Genomic DNA, 12,874 nt, shown 5'->3' on the forward strand with positions numbered 1-12,874 from the left:
GGGGCGCTGGCGAACTATGTGGCTTCGGTGCCGGGCCGGCTCGGGATGTCCGGTGGCCGGTATGCGCTGGTGCAGGGTCAGGCGACCGACCTTGGGAACACGGTGGTGTTCGCCAGCCTGGCCACGGGTGGGCAACTGCACATCGTGGGTGAGGAGGCGGCCACCGACCCGGCGGCGTTGAGTGCGTTGCTGGTCGAGCGGCGCATCGACTTCGTGAAGATGGTTCCCTCGCACCTGGCGGCGCTGGGCGTGTCCGCCGAGTTGTTGCCCGGCAGGTTGCTGGTGCTGGGTGGGGAGGCCGCCGCTCCGGGTTGGATCGACGAGCTGCTGGCGGTGGCCGGGCAGCGTGGTTGTGCGGTGTTCAACCACTACGGCCCGACCGAGGCGACGATCGGTGTGGCCACCACCCGCCTGCACGGCGGACAGGTCCCCGTCGGATCGCCGGTGGCCAACACGAGCCTGTACATCCTGGACGAACACTTGACACCCGTCCCGCCGGGCGTCACCGGAGAGCTGTACATCGCCGGGGCGCAGCTCGCGCGGGGTTATCTCGGGCGTGCCGGGTTGACGGCGGAGCGGTTCGTGGCCTGCCCCTTCGGCGGCGGGCGCATGTACCGCACGGGTGACCGGGCCCGCTGGACCGGCGACGGCCAGGTGGTCTTCGCGGGCCGGGTGGACGACCAGGTCAAGATCCGCGGCTTCCGGGTGGAACCCGGCGAGGTCAGCGCCGTGCTGGCGACCTGTCCGGGCGTGGAACAGGTGGCCGTGGTGGCTCGTGAAGAGATGCCCGGGGATGTGCGACTGGTCGCCTACCTGGTGGCCGGCGACGCCGAGAGCGCGACCGAGTTGCCGGCGGTGGTGCGCCGGTTCGCGGGTGAGCGGTTGCCCGAGCACATGGTCCCCTCCGCCTGGGTGGTCCTGGACGCGCTGCCGCTGACCGGCAACGGCAAACTCGACCGCCGCGCCCTGCCCGCCCCCGACCTGGCCGCCACGGCCGGCGCCGGACGCGGGCCCGCCAACGCGCGGGAGGAGGCGCTGTGCGCCGCGTTCACCGAGGTCCTCGGGGTCGAGGGCGTCAGCGTGGACGACGACTTCTTCGACCTCGGCGGCCACTCCCTGCTCGCCGTCCGCCTGGTCAGCCGCATCCGCGCCCTGCTCGGCGCGGACGTCCAGGTCCGTACGCTGTTCGACGCCCCCACGGTCGCGAGCCTCGCCCAGCAGATCGGCGAGGAGAAGAGCACCAGGCCCGCCCTGCGCCCCATGCGCGACCGCTGACAATCATCCCCGCGAGCGTTCAACTGCCGCTTCAGCGCAGTTGAACGCCGCACATTAGCGCGACGAATGCGCGGCATTGTTCATCTGCCGAGGCATACGCCATAGTGGACCCCGGCGAAACGACAATGCCCGGGCCGGTGATTTATGTTTTCGCCGCCTCGCCATTCTTTATTAATTTGCTGAGTCATGTTTCAGCGGCTTTTCCGCCCCAAGAACGTCACTGGACAACGTGAGCAAAAGGGGTCTTGATGATTCCGTTGTCATTCGCACAGCGCCGGTTGTGGTTCATCGAGCGGCTCGACGGCCCGAGCGCGACCTACAACATCCCGGTGGCGCTGCGGCTGACGGGCCGGGTGGACAAGCGGGCGCTGGCCGCCGCGTTGCGCGACGTCTTGGAACGGCACGAGGTGCTGCGGACGGTGATCGGCGTGGCCGACGGCGAGCCGTACCAGCGCATCCTCGGCATGGACGGCCTCGAATGGGAGCTTGGCCTGGTCGACCTGCCCCCGACCGCCACGCCCGCTGACCTGGCCGCGGCGGTCGGCGACGTCTTCGAGCACACCTTCGACCTGGCCGTCGAGGCGCCCATCAAGGCGTCGCTGTTCTCGGCCGGGCCGGACGAGCACGTGCTGGCCGTGGTGATGCACCACATCGCCGGTGACGGCTGGTCGAAGGGGCCGCTGGCCCGCGACGTCTCCGTGGCGTACGCGGCCCGCCGCGAAGGTCGCGCCCCGGAGTGGGAGCCGCTGCCCGTCCAGTACGCCGACTACACCCTGTGGCAGCGTGAGCTGCTCGGCGACGAGAACGACCCGCACAGCGTGATGTCGCGCCAGCTCGCCTACTGGCGGGAGGCGCTGGCCGGAGCGCCGGAGGAGCTGGCGCTGCCGTTCGACCTGCCGCGCCCGCCGGTCGCCTCGCACCGCGGGCACAGCGCGCCGTTCGAGATACCGGCGGACACCCACGCCCGGCTGGCCGAGGTGGCGCGCGCCGAGGGCGTCACGACGTACATGGTGGTGCAGGCGGCGCTGGCGATGATGCTGTCGCGGCTGGGCGCGGGCACCGACGTCCCGATCGGGCAGGTGGTGGCCGGGCGCACCGACGTCGCGCTGGAGGACCTGGTCGGCTTCTTCGTCAACACGCTGGTGCTGCGTACCGACCTGTCGGGCGACCCCGACTTCCGCCAGGTGCTCGCCCGGGTGCGGGAGACGAGCCTGTCGGCGTTCTCCCACCAGGACGTGCCGTTCGAGAAGCTCGTGGAGGAGCTGACGCCGAGCCGCTCGCTGGCCCGCCACCCGCTGTTCCAGGTGCTGCTCACCGTGCAGAACGTCGCGCACGCGGCCGTCGACCTGCCGGGCGTGCGCGCCGGCGGCGTCTCGGACGCGCTCTCCGGCGGAGACGACGGCGGCGGCGCGGTGTCGAGGTTCGACGTGGAGGTCAGCGTCGGCGAGCTGTTCGGCGCCGGCGGCGAACCGGCCGGGTTGCGCGGCTCGGTGATCGTGGCGGCGGACGTGTTCACCGCGAGGTCGGCCGCGCTGCTCGCCGAACGGCTGTGCCGCGTGATCGAGCTGCTGACCGGCGAGCCGGAGACCCGGCTGAGCGAGACCGGCGTGCTCGGCGAGGACGAGCGCCGCAGGATGCTCGTCGAGTGGAACGCCACGGCCGCCGAGATCCCGCCGGCCACGGTGCCGGAGCTGTTCGCGGCCCAGGCCCTGCGCACGCCCGACGCGGCCGCGGTCGTGTTCGAGGGCGCCGAGGTGACGTACGCGGAGCTCGACGCCCGAGCCAACCGGCTCGCCCACCACCTGAACGCGCTCGGCGTCGGCCCGGAGTCGGTGGTGGGCCTGTGCCTGCCGCGCGGCGCCGGCATCGTGACCGCGATCCTGGCCGTGTGGAAGGCCGGCGGCGCGTACGTGCCGCTCGACCCCGCGCACCCGTCCGACCGGCTGGCCTTCGCCGTGGCCGACAGCAGGGCGCGCGTGCTGGTCTGCGACCGGGAAGAGGTGGCCGAAGGACTCGGCGCCGCGCACGTGGTCCGGCTCGACGACCCCCGCCTGGACGCCTGCCCGGCCACCGAGCCGCCGGCGCGGGCCGGGGCCGGCGAGCTGGCGTACGTCATCTACACCTCCGGCTCGACCGGGCGGCCCAAGGGTGTGGCGGTCGAGCACGCCTCCCTGGCCAACCTCGTCTCGGTGTTCGGGCCGCTGATGGAGGTGGGGCCGGGCGTGCCGGTGCTGCAGTTCGCCTCGTTCACGTTCGACGCGTCGGTGCTGGACGTGGCGGTGACCCTGGCGTGCGGCGGCACGCTGGTGGTGGCGAGCGCGGCCGAACGGGCGGAGCCGGCCCTGCTGCGCTCGCTCGTCGAGACCACCGGCGTGCGGTCGGCCAGCGTGGTGCCCTCGCTGCTGGCGGTCCTGGAGACGGACGACCTGGCCGGCGTCGGGGCGATGGTCGTGGGCTCGGAGGACATCCCGCCCGGCCTGGCCCGCACGTGGGCGCGGGAGCGGCGGCTCGTCCACGCGTACGGGCCGACCGAGGGGACCGTGATCACCGCGGCCGGGCGGGTGGACCCCGCCGGGGACGGCGCGGTGCCGTTCGGCGGGCCCCTCACCAACACCCGCATGTTCGTGCTGGACGACTTCCTGGAACCGGTCGCGCCCGGCGTCGCGGGCGAGCTCTACATCGCCGGCGCCCAGGTCGCCCGGGGTTACGTGGGACGCCCCGCCCTGACCGCCGAACGGTTCGTGGCCTCCCCCTTCGAGACGGGCGAGCGGCTCTACCGGACCGGCGACCTGGTCCGGTGGACCGAGGACGGCCGGCTCGTCTTCGGCGGGCGCGCCGACGAGCAGGTCAAGGTCCGCGGGTTCCGGATCGAGCCGGGCGAGGTGCAGGCCGCCGTCGCCGCCCATCCCGCGGTGGCGCGCGCGGTCGTGGTCGCGCGCGAGGACACGCCGGGCGAGACGCGCCTGGTCGCCTACGTCGTGCCCGCCGGCGACCCGGCCGGCCTGCCCGAATCCGTGCGCGGCTTCACGGCCGGGCGGCTGCCGGAGTACATGGTCCCCTCGGCCGTGGTCGTCCTGGACGATCTGCCGCTGACGCCGAACGGCAAGCTGGACCGCCGCGCCCTGCCCGCCCCCGAGCACATCGCCGGCGCCGGCCGCCGCCCCGCGAACGCCCGGGAGGAGCTCGTCTGCGCGGCCTTCGCCGAGGTGCTGGGGCTGCCCGAGGTCGGCGTGGAGGACGACTTCTTCACACTGGGCGGCCACTCGCTGCTGGCCATCCGCCTGGTGGAACGGCTGCGCGAGCGCGGGGTCGAGGTGTCGGTTCGTGCGCTGTTCCAGGCCCCGACCCCGGCCGGCCTCGCCTGGTCGTCGGGCGCGGCACCGGCCACCGTGCCGGACAACCTGATCCCGGCCGGCGCCACCGAGATCACCCCCGAGATGCTGCCGCTGGTGGAGCTGACGAGCGAGGAGATCGAACGCGTCGTCGCCACCGTCGAAGGCGGCGCGGCCAACGTCGCCGACGTCTACCCGCTGGCCCCGCTGCAGGAGGGCCTGCTCTTCCACCACCTGCTGGCCGGCGGCGGCGACGACGCGTACGCGCTCCCGACCGTCGCCGAGTTCGACTCCCGCGACCGGCTCGACGCCTTTCTCGACGCGCTGAGCCGCGTGGTGGAGCGCCACGACATCCTCAGGACCGGGATCGTCTGGGACGGGCTGCGCGAACCCGTACAGGTGGTGTGGCGCCACGCCGCCCTGCCCGTCGAGGAGGTGACCCTGCGCGGCGCCGACCCGGTGGCCGACCCGGTGGCCGAGCTGGTGGCGGCCGGCGGGTCGTCGATGGACCTGAGCCGTGCCCCGCTGATCAGGGTGCACACGGCCGCCAGGCCCGGCGGCGACGGCCGGTGGCTGGCCCTGCTCCGCATCCACCACATGGTGCAGGACCACACGGCCAAGGAGGTCCTGCTCGACGAGGTGCGGGCCTTCCTCACCGGGCACGGCGACGCGCTGCCCGAGCCGCTGCCGTTCCGCACCTTCGTGGCCCAGGCCCGCGGCGGGGCCGAGGTGGACGAGCACGCGCGGTACTTCGCCGGGCTGCTGGGCGACGTCCGGGAGCCGACGGCGCCGTACGGGCTGATGGACGCGCGTGGCGACGGCGCCGGGGTGGTGCGGGAGGAGCTCGGCCTCTCCCCGGAGCTGACCGCCCGGCTGCGGGACGCCGCGCTCCGCATGGGCGTCAGCCCCGCACCGGTCATGCACGTGGCCTGGGCCCGCGCGCTCGCCGCCGTCAGCGGCCGGGCCGACGTGGTCTTCGGGACCGTGCTGTTCGGCCGGATGAACGCCGGCCTGGGATCCGACCGCGTGCCCGGCCCGTTCATGAACACCCTTCCCGTACGGGTGCGCACGGACGAGCCGGGCGTCCTGGCCGCCGTGTCGGCGATGCGCGACCAGCTCGGGGAACTGCTGGAACACGAGCACGCATCCCTGGCCGTCGCCCAGCGGGCCAGCGGGGTCGCCGGTGACACACCCCTGTTCACCTCGTTCTTCAACTACCGGCGCAACACCGGCGGCGGCCGTCCCGGGACCCGGATCGAGGGCGTCCGCACGGTCTTCACGCACGACCGCACCAACTATCCGCTGGCCGTGGCCGTCAACGACGACGGCGGCGCGCTGTCGCTGACCGTGGACGCGGTCGCGCCCATCGACCCCCGCGCGGTGGCACGGCTGGTGCGCACCGCCACGGCCAACCTCGTGTCCGCGCTGGAGTCGGCGCTGGACGGCGGTCCCGAGCTGCCGCTGAGCGGCCTGGACGTGCTGGACGCCGGGGAGCGGCGGCGGGTGCTGGAGGAGTGGAACGACACGGCCGGTGATGTCGGCGCTCCGGTGGTGGAGTTGTTCGAGGCGCAGGCGGTTCGGACGCCGGGTGCGGTGGCGGTGGTTTGTGGTGGGGTGGAGTTTTCGTATGGGGAGGTGGGTGAGCGGGCTGATCGGCTGGCGCGGGTGCTGGTTTCTGAGGGGGTGGGTGTCGAGTCGGTGGTGGGGGTGTGTCTGGAGCGTGGGGTTGATCTTGTCGTCGCGTTGCTGGCGGTGTGGAAGGCGGGGGCCGGTTATGTGCCGATCGATCCTGGTCAGCCGGTGGAGCGGATCGCGTACCTGCTGGCCGACAGCCGGGCGGCGCTGACGGTCACGAGCACGGAGATCGCCGAGGAGTTGCCGGCGGGCCGGGCCCGGCTGCTCGTGCTCGACGACCCGGTGACGAGGCTGCGGCTGGCGGCGGCCCCTGCCGTGCGGCCCGAACGGGCGATCGCCGGCGGGCAGGTGGCGTACGTCATCTACACGTCGGGCTCGACGGGTCGGCCGAAGGGTGTGGTGGTGACGCAGGCGGGGCTGGCGAATTACGTGGGGTGGGCGTCTGGTGCTTATGGGGTGGGTGAAGGGGCGCCGTTGCATTCGTCGGTGGCCTTCGATCTGACGGTGACGAGTTTGTGGGTGCCGTTGGTGTCGGGGGCGGCGGTGGTGGTGAGCGTCGAAGGCACCGCCGAGGCTCTGGCCGGGGTGTTGTCGGACGGGCTGGGGTTGGTGAAGGTCGTTCCGGCGCATTTGGCGTTGCTGGCCGAGGTGATGCCGGGGGATGCCGGGCGGACGTGGGTGGTGGGCGGTGAGGCGTTGCCGGGTGCTTTGGTGCGGTCGTGGCTGGCGCGGTCTCCCGAGTCCGTGGTGGTGAACGAGTACGGGCCGACGGAGACGGTGGTCGGCTGTTGTGCGTACGAAGTGCGGGCGGGCACCGAGGTCGGGGAGTCGGTGCCGATCGGGCGGCCGATCGCGAACTGCCGGTTGTATGTGCTGGATGAGTGGTTGCGGCCGGTTCCGCCTGGGGTGGCGGGTGAGTTGTACATCGCCGGGGCGCAGGTGGCCCGGGGGTATGCGGGGCGGGCGGATCTGACGGCCGAGCGTTTCGTGGCCTGCCCGTACGAGCCTGGTGTCCGGATGTACCGCAGTGGTGACGTCGCCCGCTGGAGCGGTGACGGGAACCTGGAGTATCTCGGGCGGGCCGACGATCAGGTGAAGATCCGCGGCTTCCGGATCGAGCCGGGCGAGGTGCAGGCCGTGGTGGCCGGGCATCCGCTGGTGTCCCAGGCCGTGGTGACCGCCAGACAGGACCTCCCCGGCGACACCCGCCTCGTCGCCTATGTCGTCGGCGACGTGCGACCCGACCTGGTACGGAGCTACGCCGCCGAACGGCTGCCCGACTACATGGTGCCGTCCGCGGTGGTCGTGCTCGACGCGCTGCCGCTGACCGCGAACGGCAAGGTGGACCGCAGGGCCCTGCCGGCGCTGGAGCAGAAGACGGGCGCGGGCCGGGCCCCGGCCACCGTACGGGAGGAGCTGCTCTGCCGGGCCTTCGCCGACGTGCTGGGGCTGCCCGAGGTGGGCGTGGAGGACGACTTCTTCGCGCTCGGCGGCCACTCCCTGCTGGCGGTGCGCCTGGTCAGCCGGGTCCGGGCGCTGCTGGGCGTGGAGCTGGTGCTGTCGGTGCTGTTCGAGGCGCCGACGGTCGCCGCGCTGGCGGCCCGGCTGGACGAGGCCGGTCAGGCGCGGACGGCGCTGACGGCGATGGCGCGGCCCGAGCGGGTGCCGCTGTCGTACGCGCAGCGGCGCCTGTGGTTCATCGGCCAACTGGAGGGACCGAGCGCCACCTACAACATCCCGATCGTGCTGCGGCTCGGCGGCGACGTGGACGTCCAGGCGCTCGGCCTGGCACTGCGGGACGTGATCGAACGGCACGAGGTGCTGCGGACGGTCTTCCCGGTCGCCGACGGCGAGCCCTGTCAGCGGGTGCTGAGCCCTGACGAACTGGCGTGGCGGATGCCGGTCGCCGAGGTCGCCCCCGACGAGCTGGACGCCGTGGTCGCGGACGCGGTGGGGTGCGCGTTCGACCTGACCGCCGAGGTGCCGATCCGGGCGTCGCTGTTCGAGGCGGGACCGGACGAGCGGGTGCTGGTGGTGGTGCTGCACCACATCGCCAGCGACGGCTGGTCACGGGCGCCGCTGGCCAGGGACGTCTCCACCGCCTACGCCGCCCGCCGCGCGGGCCGGGCGCCGGAGTGGGAGCCGCTGCCGGTGCAGTACGCCGACTACGCGCTGTGGCAGCGGGAGTCGCTCGGCGACGAACGGGACCCGGAGAGCGTGGTCTCCCGGCAGGTGGCGTACTGGCGGGACACGCTGGCCGGAGCGCCGGAAGAGCTGGAGCTGCCCTTCGACCGGCCGCGGCCGGCGGTGACCTCCTACCGCGGGCACACCGTGCCGATCGACGTCCCCGCCGAGGTGCACGCGCGGCTGGTCGAGGTCGCGCGGAGCGAAGGCGTGACCACGTTCATGGTGATGCAGGCCGCGCTCGCCGTGCTGCTGTCCCGGCTGGGCGCGGGGACCGACGTGCCCATCGGGTCCGCGAACGCCGGCCGTACCGACGAGGCCCTGGACGAGCTGGTCGGGTTCTTCATCAACACGCTCGTGCTGCGTACCGACCTGTCCGGGAACCCGACCTTCCGTGAGCTGCTGGCCCGGGTCCGGGAGTCCACCCTGACGGCGTTCGCGCACCAGGACGTGCCGTTCGAGCGGCTGGTGGAGGAGCTGGCCCCGTCGCGGTCGATGGCCCGGCACCCGCTGTTCCAGGTGATGCTGACCCTGGAGAACACCGGCGAGGCGGAGCTGGAGCTGCCGGGGGCGCGGGCCCGGCGGATGTCGGCCGGTGCCCCGGTGGCGAAGTTCGACCTCGAGGTGCTGGTCGGGGAGGCGTTCGACGCTCAGGGCGGCCCGGCGGGGGTGCGGGGCTCGCTGGTGACGTCCGCCGACCTCTTCGACCGGGGGACGGCCGAGCGGCTGGCCGGCCGGCTGACGCGCGTACTGGCACTGCTGACCGCCGAGCCGCAGACCCGCCTGAGCGCCGTGGAGGTGCTCGACGCCGAGGAGCGGCGGCGGGTGCTGACGGACTGGAACGATACGGCCGGAGAGGTGGCCGGCTCGTCGCTGGTGGAGCTGTTCGAGGCCCAGGTGAGGCGGACGCCCGGGGCGTCGGCGGTGCTCGGCGAAGGGGTGGAGACGTCGTATGCGGAGCTGGAGGAGCGGGCGAACCGGCTGGCGCGGCTGCTGGTCAGGCGCGGTGTGGGCGTGGAGTCGGTGGTGGGGGTGTGCGTCGACCGGGGCCTGGAGTGGGTGGTGGCGGTCCTGGGGGTGCTGAAGGCGGGTGGCGCGTTCCTGCCGGTGGATCCCGTGTACCCGGCCGAGCGGATCGAGTTCTCGCTGGTGGACGCGGGGGCGGCGGCGGTGGTGACGTCGTCGGCCCTGACGGACCGGGTGCCGGACGGGGCGGCGCGCGTGGTGCTGGACGACCCCGGCGTGGTGGCGGAGCTGACCGCCCTGCCCGGCGGGGCGCTGGCGGAGGACGAGCGGGGCCGGCTGGTGCCGGGATGCGCGGCGTACGTGATCTACACCTCCGGGTCCACCGGGCGGCCCAAGGGCGTCGTGGTGACGCACGGAGGCGCGGTGAACCTGCTGGCCGCCGGAGGCTGGCGCGTGGGAGTGGGCGATCGGGTGCTGCAGTTCGCGTCGCCCGGGTTCGACGCGGCCTGCTGGGAACTCCTGGTGACGCTCTGGTCGGGCGGCTGCCTGGTGGTGGCGCAGGCCGCGGACCTGCTGCCGGGCGCCGGACTGGCCGGGGTGGTACGGCGGTTCGGGGTCTCGCACGTGCTGGTGCCGCCGTCGGTGCTGGGCGTGGTCGGGACGGCCGACCTGGCGGAGGTCGGGACGGTCGTGGCCGGCGGGGAGGCGCTGGGCGCGGAACTGGTGGAGCGGTGGGGGCCGGGGCGCCGGCTGGTGAACGCCTACGGGCCCACGGAGGTGACGGTGTGCGCCGCGCTGACCGACGACCTGGCCGCGGGGCGTGAGGTGACCATCGGGGGGCCGCGGGTGAACGTGCGGGCGTACGTGCTCGACGAGTGGCTGTGCCCGGTGCCGCCGGGCGTGGTGGGGGAGCTGTATCTGGCCGGGGCGCAGGTGGCGCGCGGTTATGTGGGGCGTGCCGGGCTGACCGGGGAGCGGTTCGTCGCCGATCGGTTCGGGCCCGCGGGCGAGCGGATGTACCGGACCGGGGACCGGGTGCGCTGGGACGGATCGGGCCGGCTGGTGTTCGCCGGCCGAGGCGACGACCAGGTGAAGATCCGCGGCTTCCGGATCGAGCCGGGCGAGGTGCAGGCGGTGCTGGCCGCCCACCCCCACGTGGCCCAGGCGGCGGTGGTGGTCCGCGAGGACACTCCCGGAGACCGGCGGCTGGTCGCCTACCTCGTGCCGCACGACGCGGACGCCGGGCTGGCCGAGTCGGCACGGGCGCTGACGGCCGAACGGCTGCCGGCCCACATGGTGCCCGCCGCGATCGTGACACTGGCCGCCCTGCCGGTGACCACCAGCGGCAAGCTCGACCGCAGGGCCCTGCCCGCGCCGGAGTACGGCGGCGATGCGGGCCGGGGACCGGCCGACGTGCGCGAGGAGATCCTGTGCGGGGTGTTCGCGCAGGTGCTGGGCCTGCCCCAGGTGGGGGTGGACGACGACTTCTTCGCGCTGGGCGGCCATTCGCTGCTGGCGGTGCGGCTGGCCAGCCGGGTGCGATCGGCGCTGGGTGTCGAGGTGCCGCTGCGGGCGCTGTTCGAGGCGCCCACGGTGGCCCGGCTCGCCGAGCGGCTGGCCGACGCGGGACGGGCACGACCGGCGCTGGCGGCCGTGGAGCGGCCGGGGCGGGTGCCGCTGTCGTTCGCGCAGCGGCGGTTGTGGTTCATCGGCCAGTTGGAGGGGCCCAGCGCCACCTACAACGTGCCGATCGTGCTGCGGCTCGGTGGCGAGGTGGACGCCGAGGCCCTGGGCCTTGCGCTACGGGACGTGATCGGCCGGCACGAGGTGCTGCGGACGGTCTTCCCCGTCGCCGACGGCGAACCCCATCAGCGGGTCGTCGCCATGGACGAGCTCGACTGGCAACTGACGGTCGCCCAGGTCGGGCGCGACGGGCTGGACGGCGCGGTCACCGAGGCGGTGCGCCACGCGTTCGACCTGTCGTCGGAGGCGCCGATCCGGGCCTGGCTGTTCGAGGCCGGTCCGGACGAGCGGGTGCTGGTCGTGGTGATCCACCACATCGCCGGCGACGGCTGGTCCATGGCACCGCTGGCCCGCGACACGTCGGTGGCCTACGCGGCGCGACGCGAGGGACGGGCTCCGGAGTGGCGGCCGCTGCCGGTCCAGTACGCCGACTACGCCCTGTGGCAGCGGAACCTGCTCGGGGACGAGGACGACCCGGACAGCCTGATCTCCACCCAGATGACCTACTGGCGGGAGACGCTGGCCGGTGCCCCGGAGGAGCTGGCGCTGCCGTTCGACCGGCCACGCCCGGCGGTCGCCTCGCACCAGGGGCACAGCGTGCCGCTGGAGGTGCCGGCCGAGGTGCACGCGCGGCTGGTGGAGGTGGCGCGGGCCGAGGGCGTCACGATGTTCATGGTGTTGCAGGCCGCGCTGGCGGTGCTGCTGTCGCGGCTCGGTGCCGGGACCGACGTCCCGATCGGGTCGGCGAACGCGGGTCGTACGGATGTGGCGCTGGACGACCTGGTGGGGTGCTTCGTCAACACCCTGGTGGTACGGGCGGACCTGGCCGGCGATCCGGAGTTCCGTGAGCTGCTGGGGCGGGTGCGAGAGGGCGCTCTCGCGGCGTTCGCGCACCAGGACGTGCCGTTCGAGCGGCTGGTGGAGGAGCTGGCCCCGTCGCGGTCGATGGCCCGGCATCCGCTGTTCCAGGTGGTCCTGACCAAGCAGGACACGATCGCCGCGGTGCTGGATCTGCCGGGTGTGCGGACCGGCCCCGCTCCTGTGGCGGGGACCGGGAGGTCGGCGGCCAAGTTCGACCTCGACGTGATGGTGAGCGAGGCGTTCGACGGGCAAGGCGCGCCTGCGGGGGTGCGGGGCTCGGTGACGGTGGCGACCGATCTGTTCGACCCGGAGTGGGCCGATCGGATCGCGGGCTACTGGGTGCGGGTGCTGGAGGCCGTGGGGGCCGATTCGCGGACCCGGTTGAGCGAGGTCGATCTGCTCGGGGAGACCGAGCGGCGTCGGGTGCTGGAGACGTGGAACGACACCGCGACCGACGAGTTCGGCGCACCGGTGGTGGAGCTGTTCGAGGCCCAGGTGGTGCTTCGGCCTGACGAGGTCGCGGTGGTCGCGCCGGATGGTCAGGAGGTCTCCTACGCGGACTTGGACGAGCGGGCCAACCGGCTGGCGCATGTCCTGGCCTCGGAGGGTGTGGGCGTCGAGTCGGTGGTCGGCGTGTGTCTGGATCGCGGAGTGGATCTTCTGGTGGCGTTGCTGGCCGTGTGGAAGGCCGGAGCCGCCTACGTGCCCATCGATCCCCGGCAGCCGGTGGAGCGGATCGCCTACATGCTCACCGACAGCCGCGCGGTCCTGACCGTCACGAGCGAGGAGATCGCCGAGGAACTCCCGGCCGGGCGGAACAGGCTGCTGATCCTCGACGACACCTTCACGACCTTGCGCCTGTCGGCAGCCTCGGTGTC

At 73.6% G+C, this 12,874-nt stretch carries 2 protein-coding genes; both read left to right on the forward strand.

Annotated elements, in window-relative coordinates:
* Window positions 1-1,275 (forward strand): non-ribosomal peptide synthetase (locus AB0I15_RS65850; RefSeq protein ID WP_358120717.1); only part of this gene is annotated, 1,275 nt, incomplete at its 5' end.
* 248 nt (window positions 1,276-1,523) lie between these two features.
* Window positions 1,524-12,874: amino acid adenylation domain-containing protein (locus AB0I15_RS65855; RefSeq protein ID WP_358120720.1), on the forward strand; the 11,351-nt coding region annotated here is incomplete at its 3' end.

It is taken from the genome of Nonomuraea sp. NPDC050643 (assembly GCF_040654715.1).
In the GTDB taxonomy this organism is placed as follows: domain Bacteria; phylum Actinomycetota; class Actinomycetes; order Streptosporangiales; family Streptosporangiaceae; genus Nonomuraea.